At 72.3% G+C, this 21964-nt stretch carries 26 protein-coding genes; 14 read left to right on the top strand and 12 right to left on the bottom strand.

Annotated features, from left to right (window positions below; translation table 11 throughout):
- A partial coding sequence (locus VKG64_02995) for a thiamine pyrophosphate-binding protein (protein ID HKB23996.1) occupies positions 1-122 on the bottom strand: 122 nt, incomplete at its 3' end.
- Between VKG64_02995 and hemE the strand changes: the two genes are divergently transcribed.
- From hemE to hemG, 3 genes are read left to right on the top strand one after another with little or no spacing between them, the layout of a single operon-like run.
- Positions 121-1185, top strand: a complete 1065-nt coding sequence (hemE, locus tag VKG64_02990; GenBank protein HKB23995.1) for a uroporphyrinogen decarboxylase — start codon at positions 121-123, stop codon at positions 1183-1185. The genes VKG64_02995 and hemE overlap by 2 nt on opposite strands.
- Positions 1182-2102, top strand: a complete 921-nt coding sequence (gene hemH / locus VKG64_02985; protein HKB23994.1) for a ferrochelatase — start codon at positions 1182-1184, stop codon at positions 2100-2102. The genes hemE and hemH overlap by 4 nt, the downstream gene beginning before the upstream one ends.
- Before the next feature lie 4 nt (positions 2103-2106).
- Positions 2107-3510, top strand: a complete 1404-nt coding sequence (gene hemG, locus VKG64_02980) for a protoporphyrinogen oxidase (protein ID HKB23993.1) — start codon at positions 2107-2109, stop codon at positions 3508-3510.
- 13 nt (positions 3511-3523) lie between these two features.
- Here hemG and VKG64_02975 read toward each other — a convergent pair whose 3' ends face one another.
- Both VKG64_02975 and VKG64_02970 read right to left on the bottom strand, forming a co-directional pair.
- On the bottom strand, positions 3524-4510 hold the full coding sequence (locus VKG64_02975) for a (Fe-S)-binding protein (GenBank protein HKB23992.1): 987 nt from the start codon (positions 4508-4510) through the stop codon (positions 3524-3526).
- A gap of 37 nt (positions 4511-4547) precedes the next feature.
- Positions 4548-5507, bottom strand: coding sequence for a DUF523 and DUF1722 domain-containing protein (locus VKG64_02970; GenBank protein HKB23991.1), 960 nt, complete (start codon positions 5505-5507; stop codon positions 4548-4550).
- A gap of 60 nt (positions 5508-5567) precedes the next feature.
- Here VKG64_02970 and VKG64_02965 point away from each other — a divergent pair, with 60 nt between their 5' ends.
- Together VKG64_02965 and VKG64_02960 are read left to right on the top strand one after the other, a co-directional pair.
- On the top strand, positions 5568-5792 hold the full coding sequence (locus VKG64_02965) for a hypothetical protein (protein ID HKB23990.1): 225 nt from the start codon (positions 5568-5570) through the stop codon (positions 5790-5792).
- A 97-nt stretch (positions 5793-5889) separates the two neighbouring features.
- Entirely contained in the window at positions 5890-7092 is a 1203-nt protein-coding gene (locus VKG64_02960) for an APC family permease (protein HKB23989.1), read from the top strand.
- A gap of 12 nt (positions 7093-7104) precedes the next feature.
- On the opposite strand, the gene VKG64_02955 is transcribed toward VKG64_02960, so the two are convergent.
- Both VKG64_02955 and VKG64_02950 read right to left on the bottom strand, forming a co-directional pair.
- Positions 7105-7476 (bottom strand): hypothetical protein, encoded by a 372-nt coding sequence (locus VKG64_02955; GenBank protein ID HKB23988.1) that lies wholly within the window; start codon positions 7474-7476, stop codon positions 7105-7107.
- 2 nt (positions 7477-7478) lie between these two features.
- The gene (locus VKG64_02950) at positions 7479-8312 is read right to left on the bottom strand and encodes a BadF/BadG/BcrA/BcrD ATPase family protein (protein HKB23987.1); all 834 of its coding nucleotides are present in this window, start codon (positions 8310-8312) and stop codon (positions 7479-7481) included.
- 382 nt (positions 8313-8694) lie between these two features.
- Here VKG64_02950 and VKG64_02945 point away from each other — a divergent pair, with 382 nt between their 5' ends.
- From VKG64_02945 to VKG64_02925, 5 genes are all read left to right on the top strand, one after another.
- Entirely contained in the window at positions 8695-9243 is a 549-nt protein-coding gene (locus tag VKG64_02945) for an ABC transporter substrate-binding protein (GenBank protein ID HKB23986.1), read from the top strand.
- A 75-nt stretch (positions 9244-9318) separates the two neighbouring features.
- Positions 9319-10794 (top strand): sodium/solute symporter, encoded by a 1476-nt coding sequence (locus VKG64_02940; protein HKB23985.1) that lies wholly within the window; start codon positions 9319-9321, stop codon positions 10792-10794.
- Positions 10795-10847: 53 nt separating this feature from the next.
- Entirely contained in the window at positions 10848-11369 is a 522-nt protein-coding gene (locus tag VKG64_02935) for an RNA polymerase sigma factor (protein HKB23984.1), read from the top strand.
- Entirely contained in the window at positions 11366-12328 is a 963-nt protein-coding gene (locus tag VKG64_02930) for a methylated-DNA--[protein]-cysteine S-methyltransferase (GenBank protein HKB23983.1), read from the top strand. Before VKG64_02935 ends, VKG64_02930 begins: the two co-directional genes overlap by 4 nt.
- Before the next feature lie 35 nt (positions 12329-12363).
- Entirely contained in the window at positions 12364-12747 is a 384-nt protein-coding gene (locus VKG64_02925; protein HKB23982.1) for a hypothetical protein, read from the top strand.
- A gap of 91 nt (positions 12748-12838) precedes the next feature.
- Here VKG64_02925 and nagZ read toward each other — a convergent pair whose 3' ends face one another.
- Positions 12839-14356, bottom strand: coding sequence for a beta-N-acetylhexosaminidase (nagZ, locus tag VKG64_02920; protein ID HKB23981.1), 1518 nt, complete (start codon positions 14354-14356; stop codon positions 12839-12841).
- Between the two features lie 310 nt (positions 14357-14666).
- On the opposite strand from nagZ, the gene VKG64_02915 reads away from it, so the two are divergent.
- Positions 14667-15005, top strand: coding sequence for a hypothetical protein (locus VKG64_02915; GenBank protein HKB23980.1), 339 nt, complete (start codon positions 14667-14669; stop codon positions 15003-15005).
- Positions 15006-15012: 7 nt separating this feature from the next.
- On the opposite strand, the gene VKG64_02910 is transcribed toward VKG64_02915, so the two are convergent.
- Positions 15013-16185, bottom strand: coding sequence for a DUF1343 domain-containing protein (locus tag VKG64_02910; GenBank protein ID HKB23979.1), 1173 nt, complete (start codon positions 16183-16185; stop codon positions 15013-15015).
- A gap of 27 nt (positions 16186-16212) precedes the next feature.
- On the opposite strand from VKG64_02910, the gene murQ reads away from it, so the two are divergent.
- Positions 16213-17154: an N-acetylmuramic acid 6-phosphate etherase gene (gene murQ / locus VKG64_02905; GenBank protein HKB23978.1), complete on the top strand. Its 942-nt coding sequence runs from the start codon at positions 16213-16215 to the stop codon at positions 17152-17154.
- A 304-nt stretch (positions 17155-17458) separates the two neighbouring features.
- Here the strand turns inward: murQ and VKG64_02900 are convergent, their stop codons facing one another.
- Positions 17459-19192, bottom strand: coding sequence for an IlvD/Edd family dehydratase (locus tag VKG64_02900; protein HKB23977.1), 1734 nt, complete (start codon positions 19190-19192; stop codon positions 17459-17461).
- Positions 19193-19235: 43 nt separating this feature from the next.
- Between VKG64_02900 and VKG64_02895 the strand changes: the two genes are divergently transcribed.
- The gene (locus VKG64_02895; protein ID HKB23976.1) at positions 19236-20033 is read left to right on the top strand and encodes a glucose 1-dehydrogenase; all 798 of its coding nucleotides are present in this window, start codon (positions 19236-19238) and stop codon (positions 20031-20033) included.
- A gap of 139 nt (positions 20034-20172) precedes the next feature.
- The gene (locus VKG64_02890) at positions 20173-20424 is read left to right on the top strand and encodes a caspase family protein (GenBank protein HKB23975.1); all 252 of its coding nucleotides are present in this window, start codon (positions 20173-20175) and stop codon (positions 20422-20424) included.
- Here VKG64_02890 and VKG64_02885 read toward each other — a convergent pair.
- The 4 genes from VKG64_02885 to VKG64_02870 form a co-directional block, all read right to left on the bottom strand.
- On the bottom strand, positions 20384-20758 hold the full coding sequence (locus tag VKG64_02885; GenBank protein ID HKB23974.1) for a hypothetical protein: 375 nt from the start codon (positions 20756-20758) through the stop codon (positions 20384-20386). The genes VKG64_02890 and VKG64_02885 overlap by 41 nt on opposite strands.
- Before the next feature lie 120 nt (positions 20759-20878).
- Positions 20879-21400, bottom strand: a complete 522-nt coding sequence (locus tag VKG64_02880) for a hypothetical protein (GenBank protein ID HKB23973.1) — start codon at positions 21398-21400, stop codon at positions 20879-20881.
- Between the two features lie 132 nt (positions 21401-21532).
- The gene (locus VKG64_02875; protein ID HKB23972.1) at positions 21533-21736 is read right to left on the bottom strand and encodes a hypothetical protein; all 204 of its coding nucleotides are present in this window, start codon (positions 21734-21736) and stop codon (positions 21533-21535) included.
- Positions 21737-21747: 11 nt separating this feature from the next.
- Positions 21748-21879, bottom strand: a complete 132-nt coding sequence (locus tag VKG64_02870; protein HKB23971.1) for a hypothetical protein — start codon at positions 21877-21879, stop codon at positions 21748-21750.
- Positions 21880-21964 lie beyond the last annotated feature (85 nt).

The raw sequence follows: 21964 nt of genomic DNA, 5'->3' as shown, positions 1-21964 counted from the left end.
GGCTCGCGCGCGAGGCCGTCCATCAGCGGGAGCTCGGTCGTGCCCGGGTTGCCGAACATGACCGAGACGCCTTCCTGCTTCAGCATCTGGAGGAACGCCTGCTTGCCGGAGATGTATGCCATGGGGCCAGATGATAAGCTCTCTCGCGTGCCACCGCCAGATGCCCCGCTCCTCCGGGCCGCCCGGCGGGAACCGGTGCCGTACACCCCCGTGTGGCTCATGCGTCAGGCCGGTCGCTACCTGCCCGAGTACCGCGCGATGCGCGCGAAGTACGGCTTCCTCGAGCTGTGCCGGAACCCCGACGCGGCGGCCGAGGTCACGCTCCAGCCCGTGGACCGCCTCGGCGTGGACGCGGCGATCCTCTTCGCCGACATCCTCCTGCTCGTCGAGCCGCTCGGCGTCGGCCTCGAGTTCGCGAAGGGCGAGGGCCCCGTGATCCACCGCCCGGTGCGGAGCGAGCGCGACGTCGCGAAGCTCCGGCCGATCGACGTCGAGCGCGCGGTGCCCTTCGTGTTCGAGACGGCGCGGCGCGTGACGCGGGCGCTCGCGGGCCGGGTGCCGCTGATCGGATTCGCCGGCGCGCCGTTCACGGTCGTCTCGTACCTCGTGGAGGGCGGCCCGTCGCGCGACTACCTCCACACCAAGCGCCTCATGTACGAGGAGCCCGAGGCGTGGCACCGGCTGATGGAGCTCCTGGCCGACGCGACGGCGCGCTACCTCACGGGCCAGATCGCCGCGGGCGCGCAGGCCGTGCAGCTCTTCGACTCGTGGGTGGGCGTGCTCGGGCCCGACGACTACCGCGCGTTCGTCCAGCCGCACACGCGCGCGGTGATCCGTGGGCTCACGCCCGGCGTGCCGGTCATTCATTTCGCGACCGGCACCGCCGCGCTCCTGCCGCTCATGCGGGCGGCGGGCGGCGACGTCATCGGCCTGGACTGGCGCGTCGATCTCGACGCGGCGTGGGCGGCGGTCGGCCACGACGTCGCGGTGCAGGGGAACCTGGACCCCGCGGTGCTCCTCGCGAAGCCGCCGTACATCCGGCAGCGCGTGAAGGAGATCCTCGAGCGCGCGGCCGGCCGTTCGGGTCACATCTTCAATCTCGGGCACGGGGTCCTCCCGGAGACGCCCGTCGAGCACGTGAAGGCGCTCGTCGACATCGTCCACGAGCTCAGCGACCGCCGGTGACGGCCCTCGACGCCGTCCTCCTGATCGCGTTCGGCGGTCCGACGGCGCCCGACGAGATCCGCCCCTTCCTCGAGCTCGTCGCGCGCGGCCGGCCGATTCCTCCGGAGCGACTCGAGGAGGTGGCGCGGCACTACGAGCGGATGCCCGGCCGGCGCTCGCCGCTGAGCGACCTCACCTTCGCCCAGGCGCGCGGGCTCGAGCGCGAGCTCGCCGCGCGCGGGCCCGCGCTCCCCGTCTTCGTCGGCATGCGGAACTGGCGCCCCTTCCTCCACGACACGCTCCGCGCGATGGCCGAGCGGGGCGTGAAGCGCGCCCTCGGCGTCATCCTCTCGGCGTTCCGCACGGAGGCCTCGTGGGAGCGCTATCAGCAGGACGTCGCCGACGCCCGCACGCGCGTCGCGGACGCGCCCGAGATCGTCTTCGCGCCGGCGTGGTTCGAGCGGCCGGAGTTCATCGAATCGGTCGCCGACCGTGTGAGCGCGGCCTTCACCGCGGTCCCGGCGGCCGCGCGGGCTCGCACGCCGCTCGTCTTCACGGCCCACAGCGTTCCCGTCCAGATGGCGAGCGCCTCAGCGTACGTCGCCGACTTCACCGCCGCGGCGCGCGCCGTCGCACGACGGCTCGAGCACGCGCGCTGGTCGCTCGCGTACCAGAGTCGGAGCGGGAGCCCGCGCGAGCCGTGGCTCGAGCCCGACATCGGCGAGGTCCTGAAGCGGCTCGCGCGCGAGGGTGAGCGCCACGCGGTCGTGGCGCCGATCGGCTTCGTCTGCGACCACGTGGAGGTCCTCTACGACCTCGACGTCGAGGCGCGCGCGCTCGCCGCGGCGAACGGCCTGACGCTCCATCGCGCCGCCGCCGTCAACGACCATCCCGCGTTCATCGCGATGCTCGCCGATCTCGTGCGGACCGCGGGGTGACCCCATGAGGCTCGTGGTCGTCGGCGGCGGCGTCACGGGGCTCGCGGCGGCGCACCGCGCCGTCGAGCTCGCGCGGGAACGGGGCATCGCGCTCGAGCTCGTGCTCCTCGAGGCCCGCGAGCGGCTCGGCGGCACGATCGCGACCGAGCGCGCCGGCGGCTTCCTCGTCGAGGCGGGCCCGGACTCGTTCCTCTCGGAGAAGCCGTGGGCGCTGGCGCTCTGCCGGCGGCTCGGCATCGAGGACCGGCTCGCGCGCACCGACGACCGGTACCGGAAGGTCTTCGTCTGGCGCGCCGGGCGGCTCCATCCGCTGCCCGACGGCTTCCAGCTGCTCGCGCCGACGCGGCTCGCCCCGTTTCTCGCCTCGCGCCTCTTCTCCTGGCCGGGGAAGCTCAGGGTGGCGCTCGACCTCGTCCTGCCCCGCGGCCACGCCGACGACGAGAGCCTCGGCGCGTTCGTGCGGCGGCGGCTCGGCCGCGAGGCGCTCGAGCGCGTCGCCCAGCCGCTCGTCGCGGGCATCTACACGGCCGATCCCGACGACCTCTCCCTCGCGGCGACGCTGCCGCGCTTCCTCGAGCTCGAGAAGCGCGAGCGCTCGATCGTCCTCGCCCTCTGGCGGGCGAGCCGCGCGGCGCCGCAGGCCGGCACCTCGGGCGCGCGCTGGAGCCTGTTCGTCACGTTCAAGGAGGGGATGGAGGAGCTCGTCACCGCGCTCGCCGGGCGGCTTCCCGGCGGCGCCGCGCTCGTGAAGCACCGCGTGGTCGGGATCGAGCGGAACGGCGGGGTCTGGCGCGTCGCGGCCGAGGCCGGTGGGACGTTCGCCGCCGACCGCGTGATCGTGGCGGCCGAGACGCACGTCGCCGCGCGCCTGCTCCGCTACACGGACCCGGCGCTCGCGACGCTCCTCGGAGAGATCCCCTACGCGTCGTCGGCGACGATCTCCCTCGGCTATCGCCGCGCCGACGTGCCGCACCCGCTCGACGGCTTCGGCTTCGTCGTGCCGCGCACCGAGCGTCGCGCGCTCCTCGCGTGCACCTTCGCGAGCGTGAAATATCCCGGCCGGGCGCCCGCGGGACACACGCTGCTCCGCGCCTTCGTCGGCGGCGCGCTCGACGCGGCCATCCTGGGCGCGGACGACGCGACGCTGGTCGAGCGGGCCCGCGACGAGCTCCGCCAGGCGCTCGGCGTCACGGCCGAGCCCGTGCTGACGCGCGTCTGTCGCTGGCCGGCCGTGATGCCGCAGTACCGCGTGGGCCACCTGGCGCGCGTCGAGACGATCGAGCGGCGTGTGGCCGCGCTCCCCGGCCTCGGGCTCGCGGGCGGCGGCTATCGCGGCGTGGGCATCGCCGACTGCGTGCGGTCGGCCGAGGACGCCACCGAGCGGGCGCTCGGCGCCGGCGCGACCTGAGGCCCCGGGCGCGTTACGAGGGCGAGGCGTCGCTGGCGGGCGCTGGAGACGCGCGCCGCCCGAACGTCCGCTCGACGAAGGCGCGAGCCCGTGCCGGATCGACGGCGTTCGCGCGCTGGCACGGCGTGGTCTCCGCCAGGATGCGCTCGGGGTCCTGCCAGAGCCGGTACGTCTTGTACTTGTCCTCGAACTCGATGCCGAGGCCGCGCGCGAACACCGAGAGGTAGTGCTCGATCGTCACGGGCCGCTCGGTCTCGAACCCGCAGAGCAGGCGCTGGCAGCCGTGATAGATCGTCGCGAGCGTGTCCGCGCCCGCGGCTCGGGCGCGGTCGATCTCGTCGAGCACCAGGCGGTTCCAGGTGTCGAGCCCGAGCTCTCGCTGGACCGCGGCCGTGCAGATCCGGCCGAAGCGCGCCTCCGGCTCGATCGGGACGAACGCGAGCCCGGGCACCGCCTCGAGGAGCCGCCGCCCCGCCCGGCCCTCGCGGCGCCGCGGCTCGCTCTGCGCGTGGGAGTGGAGCGCGACGTGCGCCCGCACCTCGCGGGAGAACGTGAGCCGGGGGAGCTGGTCGACGAGGAACTCGGTCGCGTGGCGGAACGGGAACGACAGGCGGATCTTCTGGACCTCGTCGTAGAAGTAGATGCAGGACGGGCACCACATCACGATCTCCTTCGGCCGGTAACGGCCGAAGAGCTCGAGCGTGCGCCGGCTCATGCCGTCCGCCGCCGCCGCGTCGCCGTTCTGGTGGTGTTGGATGCCGCAGCAATACGTGGGCCCGCCGACGGCGACATAGTCGAGGCCGAGGCGGTCGAAGATCGTCGTGATCGTCTGCACCATGTGAGAGGTCCGGAGGACGTTGCAGCCGAGGTAGAGGACGATCTCGTGGGGCTCGGCGTCGCGCCCCGGCGGCGCGAGGGTCCACCGGCGCTCGCCCGGCAGCGTCGTGAGATCGTGGGTCAGCGTGATCTCGCCGAAGTAGCCACGGTAGTCGTACGCCACGGACCCCTCCCGCCGTCGGCCGGCGAGCCCCATCGTACTACACGTGCTCGCGCGGCAGCAGCTCGTGCGGATGCGGGTCGAGATAGGACTGGGCGGCGAGGTCACGGAGGTCGAGGCGCCGGACATAGCGCCTCGCGAGGGTCAGCGGGACGCGCAGAGGCACGCGGCCGCGGCGGTATTCCCGGATCAGCCGGGCGAGCTCGGCGCGGGCCGTCGCGTCGAGGACGCGCGCGAGGACGCCCGCGAGGCGCCGGAGCGCCTCCGCGTGACGGGCGCGCGTCGCGCCGACGGCGAGTGTCTCCATGAAGCGCGCGCCGTACCGCGCGAGCCGGGCGCGCGTGAGCGGCCCCGGCGTCGCGACGAGCCGGCCGAGCCTCGTGAGCCTGGCCGGGCTGTGCGCGAGGAGGGCGAGCTCCTGGGCCGCGTGGAAGGCGACGAGGTCGCCGCGCCGCGGCGCGGTCGCCAGGAAGGCGCGCCAGCGCGCGGCCGCCCAGACCCGCTCGAGGAAATTGTCTCGGATCGCGGGGTCGGCGAGGCGGCCCTCCTCCTCGACGGGGAGCAGGGGAAAGCGCGCGACGAGGGCCCGCGCGTAGAGCCCGCGGCCGGCGCGCGCCGGCGCGCCGCGGGCCCGGTAGACGCGGACGCGGAAGAGGCCGCACGAGGGCGAGGCGCGCTTGAGCACGTAGCCGTCGAGGCCGAGCGCCGCGAGCTCGCCGAGCTTCGCCTCCGCGTAGCGGCGCATACGCGCGGTGAGGTCCTCGCCGGTCTTCTCGGCGACGAGCCGCGGCGCCGTCGCGCCGCCGACGAGGCGGAGCGTGGCGCGCGGGATCCCGAGACCGATCTCGACCTCGGGGCACACGGGCACCCACTCGACGAAGGGGCCGAGGGTCTCGGTGAGGAAGGCGTCCCGCTTGTGGCCGCCGTCGTAACGGACCTCCTGGCCCAGGAGGCAGGCGGAGACGCCGAGCCGGAGCTTTTTACCCTCGCGTTCGCGCATGGGGTTGATTAGTCTAGCAGGCCAACGAGGGGGACTCCGCGCATGCCGGGGGAGGCGCCGATGCTTGAGGTCGTCACGCTGAAGGAGATCGACGCCATCTTCGCGGTCACCGACGCCCTCGGGATCCACCGGGAGAAGCTGGTCATTCCGCTCGGGCCCGCGTCACCCGGCCGCGTGCGGAAGCTGCCGGGCGGCAAGCTCGAGATCGTCGTGGATGCGACGCGTCCCATCGAGGAGTGGGTGAAAGAGCTGCCCCGGCTCGTCGCCGCGGCGGAGGGCAGCTGACCTGGGCGACGGGCTGAAGCGGCAGCTCGGGCTGCTTCCGCTCGCCGCGATCTTCTTCTTCAACGTCGGCGGCGGGCCCTACGGGATCGAGGACGTCGTGCCGTCCTTCGGCCCCGGCATGACGCTGATCCTCCTGGTCGTCACGCCGCTCCTTTGGAGCCTGCCCGTCGCCCTCGCGATGTCGGAGCTCGCCTCCGCGATGCCCGAGGAGGGCGGCTACGTCGCGTGGACGCGGCGCGCCTTCGGGCGCTTCTGGTCGTTCCAGGTCGGCTGGTGGAGCTGGATCGACAGCTTCGTGGACGTGGCGGTCTATCCGGCGCTCTTCGTCGAGTATGTGCGGTTCTGGCGTCCCGCGATGACCCCCTTCGAGCGCTGGGTCCTCGTGCTCGGCTTCATCGCCGTGCTGACCGCGCTGAATCTCTTCGGCATCCGGCCGACCGGGCGGGTCGCCGTCGCGCTGGCCGTCGTCGGGCTCCTCCCGGTCGCGGTCTTCACCGTCGTCGGTCTCGGCGCCGTCCGCGGCGTGCCGTGGACGCCGCTCGCGCCGGAGGGCCAGACGCTCGAGACGCTCGGCCTGGGGCTCGCCGTCGTCATGTGGAACTACTCGGGGTGGGACACCCCGGCCACCATCCTCGGCGAGACGCGGGCGCCGGAGCGCACCTTCCGGCGGGCCGCGCTCCTCGCCCTGCCCGTGCTCGCCGCGTCCTACGTGCTGCCGATCGGCGTGGCGCTGGCGTCGGGCGCCCTCGAGTGGCGCGCGTGGTCGACGGGTGCCTTGCCGGTCGTGGCCAGCGCGGTCGGCGGGGAGTGGCTCGCTCACGCGGTGACGGTGGGGGCGGTCGTGAGCACGGCCGGGCTCTTCATGTCCCTGCTCCTCACGAACTCGCGCCTGCCCTACGTGCTCGCGCTCGATCACGCGATGCCCGCCTGGCTCGGCCGCGTGCACCCGCGCTTCGGAACGCCGTGGCCGGCCGTGATCGTCTCGGCGGCGCTCTACGCGGTCTTCGCCGCGTTCTCGTTCAGGGAGCTGATCATTCTCGACGTGTGGCTCTACTCGCTGAGCCTCCTCGTCGAGCTAGCGGCCTTCGTCTGGCTGCGCGTGGTCGAGCCCGAGCTGCCGCGACCCTGGCGGGTCCCCGGCGGCTTCGCGGGCGCGATGCTGGTGATCGTCTTCCCGACGCTGTTCGTGCTCGGCGCCCTCGCCACCGCGGGCCTGCGCAACACGATCGCCGGCCTGATCGGCGCCGTGTCGGGGCCGATCGCCTACGGGCTCCTGGCGCGCTCGGCGCGCCCGCGCTGAGCGCGTCGCCCGTCAGCCGCGGGTGGCCGCCCGCCGGCCGGCGGGCTCGAGGTTCTCGTCGAGGATCGTCGCGAGGCAGTCGAGCGTCGAGAGGGAATAGACGTAGGTCTTCCAACCAATCGCGACGTGGTCCGGCCGCTCGCCGGGGCGCAGCGGAGGGAAGATCTCGACGCTCACGTTGGGGCCGTCCTGCGTGCAGCCGCCGGCGCAGCATTCGCGGAAGCCCACGCGGTCCTCGAGCCCGCGAGCGGCCACGAGCGCGCGAAGCCGCGCGAGGATCGCCGCGGCGTCCATGCGGCGGGCGCGGTCACCACGCTCGACGGGCAGGACCACGACGCCGCGCTCGCGCGGGCACACCGTGACGACGAGGCGTCGTTCCCCCACCGTCACGCCTCCTCGCGCATCCGCTCGGCGAGTCTGAGGGCGGCCCGCACGGGCTCGGCGTCGGGCCGGTGCCAGCGCGCGGCGAGGCCCGCGCGTCGGACCGCGCGCGCGAGCCCGGCCCGGAACCACGCGTCATCGAGCACGCTTCCCGCCCAGCTGATGGCCACGGGCCGGCGTAGCCCGAGCCGCCGCGCGACCGCGCGCGCCTCACCCGCGAGGGCCGTCTGCCCCGCGCGTGCGATCGCCCGCGCGGCACCGTCCCCCCTGCGGGCGCGCGCCAGAACCCGGGGGGCCCACGGGGCGACCCGCGCGACCGTGTCGGGGGCGTGGGCGGCGCGGAGAGCGGTGCGGAGGTCGCCCCGGGCCGCGCGGGAGCGGAGCCACTCGCGGCCGAGCCAGAACGCGGAGCCCTCGTCGCCGAGGAACGGGCCGAGCCCGCCGGCGCGGGCCCAGCGACCGCGGCCGTCGTAGCCGATCACGATCGAGCCGGTGCCGGCGAGCACGAGAACGCCGGGGCGGTCGCCGAGGGCGCCGAGCAACGCGGCCTGGGCGTCAGGGATGACGCGCACCCGCCGGGCGAGTCCCGCCAGACGCCGCGCGAGAGCGCGGCACTCCCGCTCGGTCCAGATCGCGCGCGAGGCGACGACGAGCGCGGCCACGCTGTGGCGCGTCCAGCCGCGGCGGCGCCACGTGGCGCCCAGCAGGGAAGCGAGACGGCCGAGGTCGCGGTCGGCGCGCAGCACGGTCTTCGTCACGCCGCGCCCGCCCCGCGAGACGGCAACGCGGATCCACGTGCCGCCCACGTCCACGCCCACGCTCAGGAGCCCGGTTCGCATTTCCGGTAAAGGTAAACCCCTCCGTGCGGCTCAGGTTATTTCCGTGCTCGGATTCAGGAGTTCTGCGTATTGAGGGTACGGCAGGGACCACTACCGTCCCTACTGGGTTCAAGGTGCCGCCTCTTCCGGCGCCTATCGTATCCCGGAGATGGAGGCCCGAAGCTCATGGGCTATGGCCCTGTGTCGACCCAGCGACAGCATTGCCAATCTGGCCATAATGGGCGGGTCATGGTTCCGTTATGGGTCTGATATTGCTCGGTTCCGGGCTCGGACGGTTCGTGGCACGGCCGATGCTGCCTCAGGGGGCGGGAGGAAGGGGCCAATGGGTAAGGCACTGGCAGCGTGGTTGATGGTGGCTGGGGCGGCAGTAGCCTCGCCGGCCATGGGACCGCGCGAGGCGGTGGAATCGGCCATCGTGCGGGTGACGAGCGTCATCCAGGACGGTGAGCTCAACGGCAAGCCAGTGACCGATCCGCGGGCCGAGATCCGGCGGATCGCCCGTGAGCTGTTCGACTTCGACGAGATCTCGCGGCGCGCCCTGTCGCGGCACTGGGCGACGCGCTCGCACGACGAGCAGGCGGAGTTCATCGCGCTGTTCAGCGACCTGCTCGAGCGCTCCTACATGAACCGGATCGAGTCGTACGCGGGGGAGAAGATCACGTTCACGGGCGAGGCTCTGGACGGGAACTTCGCCACGGTCCGCTCCAAGGTGGTCTCGCAGCGCCGGACCGAGACGGCGCTCGACTACCGGCTGCACGTCCGGGACGGACGCTGGCAGGTCTACGACGTGCTGATCGACGGCGTGAGCTTCGTCTCGACATATCGGAGCCAGTTCGATCGCGTGATCCAGGCCGAGTCCTACGGCGCCCTGGTCGACCGGCTCCGCAAGAAGAACTTCGACACGGCGGTGGCCGAGCGCCGCAAGCAGTAGCCCCACCGTAGCGGGCCGTCGCGCGGCGCGTCCTTCCCGGAGGACGCGCCGTCCGGCGGCCCGCTACAATAGCGCGTGCTCACCTGGCCCGACTACGCGATCCTCGCGCTCTCCCTGGTCGTCCTGCTCGCCATCGGCTTCTGGTTCACGCGCCGCCAGCGCGACACGGTCGACTTCTTCCTCGCGCGCCGCCGCGTGCCCGGCTGGGCCGCCTGCCTGAGCTTCCTCGCCACCGAGATCAGCGCGGTCACCATCATCTCGGTGCCCGCCACCGCGTACAGCGAGAACTGGGAATATTTCCAGTTCTTCGTCGGCTCGAGCCTCGCGAAGTGGGCCGTCGCCCTCCTCTTCATCCCCGCCTTCTACCGGTACGACGTGACGACGATCTACGAGTTCCTCGCCCACCGGTTCGGTCGGGCGAGCCAGGTGACGGCATCGCTCTTCTTCTTCGTCTCCCGCCTCCTGGGCTCGGGCGTGCGGCTGATGGTGGCGGCCCTCGCGGTCTCGATCCTCATGGGCTGGCGGCTCGACCTGACCCTCGCCCTCTTCATCATCGTGTGCATCCTCTACATCGGGACGGGCGGCGTCACCGCGGTGGTCTGGACCAACGTGTTCCAGGCGCTGCTGTTCCTCGGCGCGGGGCTCGCGACGCTCGTGTTTCTCGTCACCCGGATCGACGGCGGCGCCGCCGCGATCTTCCGGGTCGCTGGCGAGGCGGGCCGGCTGAACGTCGTCAACTGGGGGCCGGCGCCGGGCGATCCGGATTTCTGGCGCCGGATCCTGACGGACCCGAACATCGTCTGGGTGGCGCTGCTGAACGGCCTCATCGGCTCGATGGCGGCGTTCGGCACCGACCACGACCTGATGCAGCGGCTCCTGACCGTGGAGTCGCGGCGCGAGAGCCAGTGGACGCTCTCGCTCACGCCGCTCGGCACGCTCGCGACGCTGGCGATCTACCTGAGCCTCGGCGCCGCGCTCTACACCTTCTACGCGCAGCACCCGCAGCTGCCGGTGTCGCGCCCGGACGAGATCCTGCCGCACTTCGTCGGCCAGGTGATGCCGGCGGTCCTGCGCGGCCTGATGCTCTCCGCCATCGTCCTCGCGTCCATCGACTCGCCGCTCGGCTCGCTCTCGGCCTCGTTCGTGACCGACATCTACCGCCCGCTCCTGGTGCGCGGCCGGCCGGAGCGCCACTACCTCCTCGTGTCACGGGTGAGCGTGGTGGTCTTCGGTCTGGTCCTCGGCACGATCGCGTACGCCTTCTCGGCCGTCGACAAGATCCTCTGGCTCGCGTTCAAGATCGCCGGCGTGACCTTCGGCTCGCTGCTCGGCGTGTTCCTGCTGGGCCTGTTGAGCCGGCGGCGGGTCGCCGACGGGGCGAACGTGCTGGCGATGGTCCTGATGGCGCTCGTGAACCTGGTCCTGCTGGTCCTGTCCGAGAGGCACGTTCTCGACTTCGCCTGGTCGTGGCTCGTGATCGTCGGGACGGCGGGGACGGTCGCGCTGGCCCTGGCCTTCTCGGCACTGACCCCCGGCCCCCGCGCCCCGTAGACTCCGTTTCACACCGGGCCCCGTCCGGTGTCTCAAGGAGATGGATGGACTCTGTGCGATTCGACGCCCTGGTGGGGACGCACCATCCTGAGATCTACCGGTATCTCCTCCGGACCACGTTCCGGGCGAGCGAGGCCGAGGATCTGGCGCAGGAGACGTTTCTGCGCGCCTACCGGGCGCACCGGACGCTCGCGCCCGACGCGAACGCCCGGGCCTGGCTGTTCGCGATCGCGACGAACGTCGCGAAGAACCACTTCCGCGCCGAGTCACGCCGCCGCCGGGCCCACGCCGCGGTGCGCGTGACCCGGAGCCGCGGGATCGACGGGGCGGGACCGGAGGGGGAGATGCTGTTCAACGAGGCCCGGGCGGTGCTCGACAAGGTCGTCGCGCGACTGCCGCTCAAGCAGCGCCTGGCCTTCACCCTCCGCAAGGTCCACGACCTCGACTACGACGCCATCGGGCGGAGCCTCGAGTGCTCCCAGGACAGCGCGCGGGCCCACGTGTTCCAGGCCCTCCGCAAGATCCGCCGGAGCCTGAACGGCTTCGAGCTTCCGCCGGGGGGAGACGAGAAATGACGCGCAAGCCTTCCGTGTGCGCAGAGATCGAACCCGCGCTCCTCGCGACCGCGATCGGCGACGCGGACGGCGCGACGGCGGCGCGCGTCGAGACGCATACCGGTGCCTGCGCGCCCTGCCGCCAGGATCTCGCGCGCTACCGCGCCATCGGCAGCGTCGTCGGCACGTGGCGCGGGACGCCCGCGCCCGCCGAGGAGCCGGCGCGCGCGCGCCTCGAGGTCCGGCTCGCCGACCTCCGGCGCCGCGCCCTCGTGTACCGCGTCTTCGCGTCGCCGCTCGGCCCGATCCTGATCGCCCGTTCCGAGGAGGGTGTCGCCTGGATCGAGTACCTCACCGGCGGGCGCGACTTCGGGCATTCGCGCCTCGCGCACCTCACGGGCGTCGAGCCGATCGAGGACGGCGCCGAGGTCGAGACGCTCTACCGCGACCTCCTCGAGTACCTGGACGGCCGGCGCAGCCGGCTCGGCTGGCCGCTCGATCTGCGCCTGGCGCGGAGCGCCTTTCATCGCACGGTGCTCGACGCGACGGCGCAGATCCCGTACGGCGCGGTGCGCTCGTACGCCGGCATCGCGCGCGAGCTCGGCCGGCCGTCGGCCACGCGCGCCGTGGCCCAGGCGCTCCGCTGGAACCCGCTGCCGATCGTCGTCCCGTGCCACCGGGTGATCGGGTCCTCCGGCGATCTGACCGGCTACGCCGGCGACCGGGTCACGCTGAAGCAGCAGCTGCTCGCCGTCGAAGGTGTCCGCACGCGCCGGGCCGACGACGACTTCCGCATCGCGCGTGAGGCCATGTACGCGCTGGCGCGGGGGGAGACGGAGTACTGCCTACCGACGTGCGGCTCGATCGCGGAGCGCTCGCTCGCCGAGCTCACGCTCTTCGCGTCGCGGGAGCGCGCCGAGGCCGTCGGGTTCGCGCCCTGCACGAGCTGCCGCCCGGATCTCCATCCGATTTCACGCTGACCCCTCTGCGGTGTCTCAAGGGCGGAGGGACGCTGATGCAGACCCTGCTCGCCGCCGTCGTCTTCGTGCTGTTCCCGTTCACCACGGTGCTGGGTCTGCTCTTGCTCGTGCGGAGGGCGGAACGGCGGCGTGACGAAGCGGTCGCGCGCCAGATCCGGCTGACCGACGCGATCCACCGCGATCTCGGCGCCGTCGTCGCGCCCTTCGTGACGCGGGGCCGGCGGGGGCGCTGGCGCGTGTCCATCGCCGTGCCGTTCGAGCGCCCGGCGCTCGTGGGCGCCGTCCTCGACATCGTCCATGCCGCGTTCCCCGAGCGATTCGACCTCGTCCTCACGCCGTTGGAGCATCGCCCACGGCGCGAGCCGCGCGGACCGGAGCTCTCCGGCGTGGACACGCGGAGGTCACCGTCATGGGCGTGAACGAGTTCGCGCTCGAAGCGCTCGCGCGGGAGCGGCTCGCCGAGCTCAGGCGCGAGGCCGCCGCGCTGAGGCTCGCGCGAGCGTCCGCGGCTCAGGGATGGGTGAGGCGCGCGATCACCGCGTCGATCTGGCGCCTGCGCCAGCCGTACGCGGTGAGGCCGAGGACGCCGGGCGCGAGCAGCGCCGCGTCGTAGGGATCGCGCAGGAGCACCACGACGAGCACCCGCGCGCGCCGCGTGACCGCGTCGAGCAGCGCGCGGTTCGACGGGTAGAGGTGGGCGTCGTAGAGGAAGAGCACGGTCGCGTCGGCCGCGGCCGCGCGCTCGGCGGCGGCGGCGATCTCGGCCGCCGTGGGTTCGATGGCGACCAGGATCGTCTCGGGCTCGATGCCGATCCGCGCGAACGCGCGCGCGAGATAGCCCCGCTCGTCGGCCATCTCCGGCTCCACCGTGATCCGGTCCGCCAGCTCGGAGAACCGCGGGAAGACGACGGCGACGCGCCCGTTCAGCGCGCGCGCGAGACCGGCCGGGCCGGGCGCCACCCGCGTGACGGCGCGCGCCGCGATCGCCGACGCGAGCGGCGCCGCGTCGGGCTCGGGCGCGGGCGGGCCGCCCTCGAAGCGCGCGCTCCGCCGCTCGCGGAGGCGGCGGATTCGCTCGACTGCCTGCTCGAGGCCCCGCCGCGGGAGCCCGCCGCTCCGGCACGCGTCGACGAGCGCCGCGGCGGCCGCCCGCTGCGCCGCCTCGGTGTGGCAGACGAGGAGGAGGTCGTGGCCCGCCGCCGCGGCGCGCACGGCGGCGTCACCGATCGGGCACGTCTCGCTCACCGCGCCCATCTCGAGGTCGTCGGAAACGACCACGCCCTTGAAGCCCACCTGACCGCGCAGGTATTCCTCCACGATGAGCCGCGAGAACGTCGCGGGCACCCGCGCGGGATCGAGGTTCGGATAGACGGGATGGCTCGTCATCACGCACTCGACGCCGGCGGCGATCGCCTCGAGGAACGGCGGGAGGTGTACCGCGTGCATCTCCGCCCACGTGGACTCGATCGTCGGAAGCTTCAGGTGGGCGTCGAGCGGCGAGTGCCCCTTGCCGGGGAAGTGCTTGGCGCACGCCGAGAGCCCGCCCTTCTGCATGCCCCGGATGCGCGCCACGCCGTAGCGCGCGACGACCGCCGGATCTTTCCCGTATGAGCGGATGCCGATGTTCGGGCTGTAGCGCTCGGTGAGGACGTCGAGGACGGGGGCCAGGTTCACGTCCACGCCGAGGCGCCGGAGCTCGCGCGCCTCGAACAGGCCCTGGCGGTGCGCGAAGACCTCCTCGCCCGCGGCGCCCACGGCGAGGCCGTCCGGAAAGATCGTCGTGCCCGTGCCCAGCATCACGATGCGCCCGCCCTCGTGGTCCGTCGCGACGAGGAGACGCCGGCCGAGCGCGTCCTCGAGGCTCGAGAGCAGGGTGTGGAGCCCTGCGGGGCCTTCGAAGTTGCGTCGATAGAGGATGAGACCGCCGGCTCGCGTATCGCGGAAGAGGCGGACGTCCTCGTCGCGAAGCGCAGGCCCCGGGAGGCCGATCATCAGCCGCTCACCGACGAGGTCTTCGATATCGGGCACGCCGCGATTGTATCGCCGGCCACGCGCCGCAGCGCTCGAGGGACCGTCAGCGTCCTGACGTCCGCGACGAGCGTCACCCTACGGTGTTCGCCGGGGCCCGTCTCGTAACGTATTGATTGTGCATCACGTCGGACCCTGGCATGGGCGCTGCTAGAAGGACCTCCAGCGGAGACTCGGCCGGGCTCTTCAGGTGGGTCTCCGCAAGGGAGGGAAGTCGCGATGTTTGACCACTGGAATCCCGCGTGGCTACGCCGGGTAACGCGCGGCGCGCCGCCGCGGGCCTGATACCATGATGGTCGGGAGGTGTGCCATGTGGCTTCAGGCTGTTGCGCTCGCGACGGTGCTCGCCCTCGGCTTGGCCCTGCCCGCGGCCGCGGCGGACGACACCAAGGTCAAGGCCGCGACCAAGCAGGTCGAGACCGGCGCCAAGAAGATCGGCGATGGCAAGATCGGCCAGGGCGTCGAGGAGACGGCCAAGGGGATCGGCAACACGGTCGTCGAGGGCGCCAAGTTCAGCGGCGAGAAGATCAAGGAAGGCGGCAAGGCGGCCGAGCCGAAGGCCAAGAGCGCGTGGGAGCAGGTGCGCGACGGCACCGTGGACTTCGGCAAGAGCGTGAAGAACTTCTTCTCGCGCCTCTTCGGAGGCTAGCGCCGACTCACCGGTAGAGCCGGTACGGCGCCCGCCGGCGCGCCCACCGCGCGAGGTCCCGCTGCCACGCGCGCTCGAGCGCTCCGAGCGGAGCGCCCCGCTCGAGCGCGCGGCGGATCGCGTCGGTGCCGAGCAGGATGTCGATCGGAAGCCGCCGGCGCTCGAACTCGTAGGGCGGGCGGCGCCAGCGGAAGTGACGCGGCGCCTGCCGCCGCGCCACCGCCATCTCGGCCAGGCCGGCCAGGAACGGCTTGAAGCGTCCGCGGTCGGTGACGTGCACCTGGACGCCCTCGCACACCCGACCGGCCCACTTGTGGAAGGTGGGCTCGAAGCGCGCCGGGCGGAAGGCGACGCCGGGGAGCCCGAGCGCGTTCAACCCGTTCGCGTACCTGTGGCCGTCGAGCCACGGCGCGCCGATCCACTCGAAGGGCCGCGTCGTGCCCCGCCCCTCCGACAGATTCGTCCCCTCGACGAGGCAGCCGCCGGGGTAGACCCGCGCGGTGTCGGGCGTCGGCATGTTGGGTGATGGCGGCACCCACGGAAGGCCCGTGTCCTCCCAGAGCATCCCGCGGCGCCAGCCGCGCATCCTGACCACGGTCAGCTCGCAGCCGAGCCCGTGGACGGCGTTCAGGTAGAGGGCGAGCTCGCCGATCGTCAGTCCGTGGCGCGCGGGTAGGGGATAGAGGCCGACGAACGAGGCGAACGCCGGGTCGGGCACGTTGCCCTCGAGGCGCTCGCCGCCCAGCGGGTTCGCGCGGTCGAGCACGACGACGCGCACGCCCGCGCGCGCGCACCCCCGCATCGCGAGCGCCAGCGTCCAGACGAAGGTGTAGTAGCGCGCGCCGACGTCCTGGAGGTCCACGACGAGGTCGTCGAGCCCCCGCAGCATCCCGGGCGCGGGCTCGCGCCGCGCGCCGTAGAGGCTCCATACGCGGAGCCCCGTGACGGGATCGCGCGCCGCCCCGACGGCGGCGTGGTCCTGGAGCGAGCCCCACAGGCCGTGCTCCGGCGCGAAGAGGGCGACGAGCCGCGCGTCGCGGACGTCGCCGAGCAGGAGCGCCGCGTGCGCGTAGCGCCGGTCCACCGACGCCTGGTGGGCGAGGAGCCCGACGCGCCGGCCGCGGAGGAGGGCGCGCGCGTCGTGGACGAGGACGTCGAGCCCCGAGAGGACGGTGGGCATCCCGCCCGATAGTAGTAGCATGCGAGCGTGGCGCCCCGGCGAATTCGCTACGCGCGGCTCCCGACCGAGCGCGCGAACCGCGCGAGCCGCGCCCTCGATCGGCTCTCCGCGCTCGAGATCGCCGCGCTCATGAACCGGGAGGACCACCGCGCTGTCGCCGCTGTCGGCCGCGTCCGCCGCGATGTCGCCGAGGCCGTCGAGCTGATCGTTCGGGCGCTCCGCGGCGGCGGACGGCTCGTCTTCGTCGGCGCCGGCACGAGCGGCCGCCTCGGCGTCCTCGAGGCCGCGGAGTGCCCGCCGACCTTCGGCACGCGGCCGGGCGTCGTGCGGGCGATCATCGCCGGCGGCCGCGGCGCGGTCTTCAGATCGCGCGAGGGCGCGGAGGACGACGGGCGCGCGGCGCGGCGCGCGGTGCGGGAGCGCGTGCGGCGCGGCGACGTGGTCGTCGGCGTGTCCGCGAGCGGCGCGACGCCGTTCGTCGCGGCGGCGCTCGCCGAGGCGCGGCGCCGCGGCGCCGCAACCGTGCTCGTCGCGTGCAACCCCCACGTCCGACGGCGGCGCGCGGGGCGAGCGTCGGGCGCGACCGTCGTCATCGCGCCGGCGACCGGCCCCGAAGTCCTCGCGGGCTCGACGCGGCTCAAGGCGGGCACCGCGACGAAGCTCGTCCTCAACACGCTGACGACCGCGAGCATGACCCGGCTCGGGAAGGTCTACGGCAACCTGATGGTGGACCTGCAGCCGCGCTCGGCGAAGCTCAGGGCGCGGGCGGCGCGGCTCGTGGAGGAGCTGGCTGGTGTCTCCCGCGTGCGCGCGACCCGGCTGCTCGGCGGGGCGCACGGGAGCGTCTCGCTCGCGATCGTGATGGCGCGACGGGGGCTCGGCGCGCGTGCCGCGGCGCGGACGCTGGCGGCGGCTCGGGGCTCGCTACGGGCGGCGCTTCAGGCGCCGCGTCGGAAGGAGCGCGCGTAGACGCGAACGGGCTCGAGATTCAGCGCGAGAAGGACAAGGCCACCCGGCAGGACGATCGCGGCGACGGTCAGCCAGAAGGTTCCGCTTTTCCAGAAATCCCGCATGCTCCCGATCCTCCTTGTCCCGCCGCCTTAGAAAACGCGTCGGGCCTGCCGCTCTTACACGTGAATTACGCAAGCCGGGTGCCAGGCGGATCGGCGGAGCCAAGTGCCGGAAATCGGGAGGATCGCGAGCCCTGCTGGACGCGCGGGCCCATGCCCGCGGCCAGCCGCTGAGCACGCGGCCGGTGAGTTTCTGACCGCTCTCAGCTGTGCGAGGGTCCGGCGGTGTCCTCGAGGCGGACGGGTGTCTGGCCGCGGAGGAAGTCGAAATCGCACCCTTCGTTCGCCTGCAGCACGTGCTCCAGGAAGAGCCGGCCGTAGCCGCGGGTGAACTTCGGCGGCCGCGGCTTCCACCCCGCTTTGCGCTTCGCCAGCTCCTCGTCGCTCACGCGGAGGGTCAGCCGGCGCCCGGGGACGTCGAGCTCGATCTGATCGCCGTCCCTCACGAGGGCCAGCGGCCCGCCCACGGCCGACTCGGGAGCGACGTGCAGGACCACCGTGCCGTAGGAGGTCCCGCTCATCCGCGCGTCGGAAATGCGGACCAGGTCCTTCACGCCCTTCTGGAGGAGCCGCGCGGGGATCGGGGCGGCGCCCCACTCGGGCATCCCGGGGGCGCCCTTCGGGCCGACCTGCTTCAGCACGAGCACGGAGGTCTCGTCGATCGGGAGCGACGGGTCGTCGATCCTCCGGTGGAGGTCCTCGTGGTCCTCGAAGACGACGGCGCTGCCGCGGTGGGTCAGCAGGTGCGGCGAGGCCGCCGACTGCTTGAGCACCGCGCCGTCGGGGCACAGGTTGCCGAAGAGGATGACGGTGCCGCCTTCCTTGGCGAGCGGCATACCGAGCGGGCGGATGACGTCCTCGTTCCAGCACTTGGCGTCGCGGACGTTGTCCGCCATGGACTTGCCGTTGACCGTCGGCGCGTCGCCGTGGAGGAGCGGCAGGAGCTCCTTCATGACGGCGGGCAGGCCACCCGCGTAGAAGAAGTCCTCCATGAGGTACTTGCCCGACGGGCGCAGGTTCGCGAGGAACGGCGTGGTCTTCGAGAGCTCGTCGAACCGCGCGAGCGGCAGCGGCACGCCGGCGCGTCCCGCGATTGCGACCAGGTGGATGATGGCGTTGGTCGAGCCGCCGACCGCCATGTCGGCGCGGATCGCGTTGTCGAACGCCCGGGCCGTGAGGATCGCCGAGGGCGTCGGCCCGCCGGCCCGCGCCAGCTCGACCGCGCGCCGGCCCGAGAGCTCGGCGAGCGCGAGCCGGCGCGAGTCGGGCGCGGGGATCGCCGCGCCGCCGGGCAGCGTCATCCCGAGCGCCTCCGCCATCGAGGCCATCGTCGAGGCCGTGCCCATCACCATGCAGTGGCCCGACGAGCGCGACATGCACGACTCCGCCTCGCAGAGCTCCTCGTCCGTCATGCGCCCCGCGCGCCGCTCGGCCCACAGGCGCCACAGGTCGGTGCCCGAGCCGAGCTCCTCGGCGCGCCACTTGCCGCTGAGCATCGGACCGCCCGTGACCATGATCGCCGGAACGTCGGCCGACGCGGCGCCCATCAGCATCGCCGGCGTGGTCTTGTCGCAGCCCGAGAGGAGCACGACCGCGTCGAGGGGGTAGGCGCGGATGCATTCCTCGACGTCCATCGCCATGAGGTTGCGGAACAGCATCGCGGTCGGCTTCATGAGGACCTCGCCGAGCGAGATCGTCGGGAACTCGAGGGGGAAGCCGCCCGCGGACCACACGCCGCGCTTCACGGCCTCCGCCACCTGGCGGAGATGCGCGTTGCAGTTCGTGAGCTCCGACCAGGAATTCGCGATCCCGACGACGGGACGCCCGTCGAAGACCGCGTCGCTGAACCCTTCGGTCTTGAGCCACGAGCGGTGCGCGAAGCCGTCGAGGTCGTTGCGCCCGAACCAGTTGCGGCTCCTGAGCGGGTGTGTTGTCATGAGTGCCTCCGGGACGTCGATTATAGATCGCCGGGAGGAGTCCATGCGGCTCGCGGGCAAGGTCGCGGTCGTGACGGGCGGAGGCAGCGGCATCGGGCGCGGCATCGTGCTCGCGATGGCCCGCGAAGGCGCCGACATCGCGATCCCCGACATCCAGGTGCTGAACGCGGAGAAGGTCGCCGGCGAGGTCAAGACGCTCGGCCGCAAGGTCGTCGCGATGAAGACCGACGTGACGAGCGCCGCGGACGTCAAGGCGATGGTCGACCGCACCCGCGAGGCGTTCGGCAAGGTCGACATCCTCGTGAACAACGCGGGCATGGCGGCGCCGCCCGGCATGCCGTTCACCAACAACACCGAGGAGGACTGGGACCGCGCGTTCGCGGTCAACACCAAGTCAGTCTTCCTCACCTGCAAGGCGATCGCGCCGCACTTCATCGAGCGGAAGGCGGGGCGGATCATCAACATCGCGTCCATCGCGGGCCCGGCGACGTCGGTGACGATGCCGCCGTACAGCGTCGCCAAGCAGGGGGTCATCACGTTCACGCGCATCGTGGCCAAGGAGCTCGCCCAGCACCGGATCACCGTCAACGCGATCTGCCCGGGCGTGCTCTGGACCGACTTCTGGCAGAAGCTCGCGGCCCACCTCGCCGAGACGAACCCCGCGTTCAAGGGCATGACGCCGCGCCAGGTCTTCGAGAAGCGCGTCGCCGACCTCGTGCCGATGAAGACCGAGCAGCATCCGGAGGACATCGGGGCGGCGGCCGTCTTCCTCGCCTCCGACGAGGCGCGCTACATCACCGGCCAGGCGCTCATGGTCGATGGTGGATGCGTGATGTGGTAGTGCGGCGATGAACTTCGACTTCACCCGCATACGTCCCGGCGAATCGATTTCTCGCCCGTAGAATCGCTGGGCTAGCTGACTCGGATCACGCCGGAACGCTCGATTTCTTTGCTCTTCCTTTGCTCCTCGTTTCCCCGAGCTGAAGGCGCGCGTTCGCACGCTGCCGGGCCGCTCGTGGGCGGTCGTGGTCGGGATCAACAGCTATCGCCACGCCGACGCGCTGAACGCGGCGGTGGCCGACGCGCGCGCGGTGGCCGACGCGCTGCCGAGGCTCGGGTTCCAGGAGGTGCGCCTCCTGCTCGACGGGCAGGCGACGAAGGCGGAATTCGAGCGAATCGTCTACGGCGAGCTCAAGGACAAGATGGGGCCGAACCCGTCTGGGAGGGAATGAAATGCGTGTTCAACCTCGTCCCGTGCAGCAACGCCTTCGAGCGCACCTTCGCGAAGTTTCTTGACTGCGCGAGCGACGTGACCAGCTTGGCCACCGTGTAGGGGTGGGTGTAGACCGGCTGCACGGCCACCAGCGGGCACAACGTCTTCGTGTTCTGAACGATGATCTGCGACACGAGCCAGGGGTCGACCTGGGAGTTGTCCGCGTAGACGAGGATCCCCCGGCATTCGGCCTCGTCGCTCCAGCGCGCGACATCGATGACGTGCCGAACATAGCCGTCCCCGGGAAAGCCGCCGGACGGCGGGCAGGTGGAAAAGACCTCGATAGGGGTCAAACAGGGTGTGACTCCGCGAACGTGGGTGGTGGTCCAGTCGAGTCTTTGTGGCGGCGAGCCGGCCGCGAGGCGCCTCCCGGCCGTGAGGCGCCTTGCGGAAGCTCCGGCCGTGAGACCCGACTAGTAGTTGATCACTCCGTCGATGTGGATATAGCTCGTGCCGCCTCTCACGTTGCTGGAGGCCACGTTTCCTGCCCCGACGGCGGCAGAGAACCGGCCCGTCCCGCCGGTGATGCGGAACGTTCCATTGTAGTGATAGGGCGAGGTGGAGCTGTCCTCCTCGCAGAGCCAGCCCACGGTCTTGTAGCTGACGACGTCTCCATTCGCCGCGGTGACGTCACCCGTGCCGTTGGCGACGAAACAATTGCCGCCCGACGAGTTCGCTACGGGGACGGCGCCGGTCGTGACGTTCAGGGTCCAGGTGCTGTTGCCGACATGCGTCCCGATCGCCGAGCCGCCTGAAATGGCCGTGCAGCCCGAAGTAAGGAAGGGCGACGTCGAACAGATCCCGCCCACGGTCCCACTGCCGCGAACCTCCCAATCCAGCATGACTGCGGCCGCGGACACGAGCCCCGCCGCAAACGCGAGGCCGGCCCCGAGCACCAAGAGAGCGAGCGTGAGCTTTCCCCAGCGTGATCTCATGATCGTTTCCTTTCTAAATCCAGACTGTTGGACAACGGAATCGGCCGGTTTGTCTCGAGAGAGCCCGCGCCTCCAGGGCCGGGCGAGGGCGACCAGATGCGAAGGGCTACGTCCCGGGTGAGGGCGCCACAGTCATCGCGCCCGTCGCTCGATCTTGATGTCGCGCGCCGTCCGCTCGACGGCCTCTCCCAGCGAGGTGCGGCCGCCCGGATTGAGGTTGAAGCTCCGAACCAGCCAGGTGAGCACCGCGCCGCTCAGCATCTCCTGCTTGATGGTTTCGAGTCTGGTCTCGGTCCCCTCACCGGTGACGGCGGATTTCACGAACGCCTCGGCCACCTGCTGTCGGTCTACGAGGAGCGTGGCGGTGGCGCGATAATAGATATCCGGAAGGACAGGACGATCGTGAGCGCCGGCAGGAAGACCGCGGCAAAGGTCACGATCGCCAACCACTTCCGCCTGCGCCAGACCTCGAGCACCATGTCCAGCGTGGCGGTCTCTCGCCATGGCTTGTCACTAACTAGTGTCCTGAGTTAGAGATTCGATGACAAAATCGTGCGACGCTCG

The sequence above is a fragment of the Candidatus Methylomirabilota bacterium genome, assembly GCA_035260325.1.
Classification (GTDB): domain Bacteria; phylum Methylomirabilota; class Methylomirabilia; order Rokubacteriales; family CSP1-6; genus AR19.
The sequence above is the reverse complement of the archived record's forward strand: the minus strand, read 5'-3'. Positions and strand labels throughout refer to the sequence as shown.

Bases quoted from the DNA above. Each gene is read 5' to 3' on its own strand.
- VKG64_02970 (HKB23991.1), bottom strand. From the start codon at position 5,507: ATGCGCGAACGCGAGGGTAAAAAGCTCCGGCTCGGCGTCTCCGCCTGC.
- VKG64_02950 (HKB23987.1), bottom strand. From the start codon at position 8,312: ATGCGAACCGGGCTCCTGAGCGTGGGCGTGGACGTGGGCGGCACGTGG.
- VKG64_02965 (HKB23990.1), top strand. From the start codon at position 5,568: ATGCTTGAGGTCGTCACGCTGAAGGAGATCGACGCCATCTTCGCGGTC.
- VKG64_02895 (HKB23976.1), top strand. From the start codon at position 19,236: ATGCGGCTCGCGGGCAAGGTCGCGGTCGTGACGGGCGGAGGCAGCGGC.
- VKG64_02945 (HKB23986.1), top strand. From the start codon at position 8,695: ATGGGACCGCGCGAGGCGGTGGAATCGGCCATCGTGCGGGTGACGAGC.
- VKG64_02915 (HKB23980.1), top strand. From the start codon at position 14,667: ATGTGGCTTCAGGCTGTTGCGCTCGCGACGGTGCTCGCCCTCGGCTTG.
- hemE (HKB23995.1), top strand. From the start codon at position 121: ATGGGGCCAGATGATAAGCTCTCTCGCGTGCCACCGCCAGATGCCCCG.
- VKG64_02925 (HKB23982.1), top strand. From the start codon at position 12,364: ATGCAGACCCTGCTCGCCGCCGTCGTCTTCGTGCTGTTCCCGTTCACC.
- VKG64_02910 (HKB23979.1), bottom strand. From the start codon at position 16,185: ATGCCCACCGTCCTCTCGGGGCTCGACGTCCTCGTCCACGACGCGCGC.
- VKG64_02930 (HKB23983.1), top strand. From the start codon at position 11,366: ATGACGCGCAAGCCTTCCGTGTGCGCAGAGATCGAACCCGCGCTCCTC.
- VKG64_02900 (HKB23977.1), bottom strand. From the start codon at position 19,192: ATGACAACACACCCGCTCAGGAGCCGCAACTGGTTCGGGCGCAACGAC.
- VKG64_02870 (HKB23971.1), bottom strand. From the start codon at position 21,879: ATGGTGCTCGAGGTCTGGCGCAGGCGGAAGTGGTTGGCGATCGTGACC.
- VKG64_02880 (HKB23973.1), bottom strand. From the start codon at position 21,400: ATGAGATCACGCTGGGGAAAGCTCACGCTCGCTCTCTTGGTGCTCGGG.
- hemG (HKB23993.1), top strand. From the start codon at position 2,107: ATGAGGCTCGTGGTCGTCGGCGGCGGCGTCACGGGGCTCGCGGCGGCG.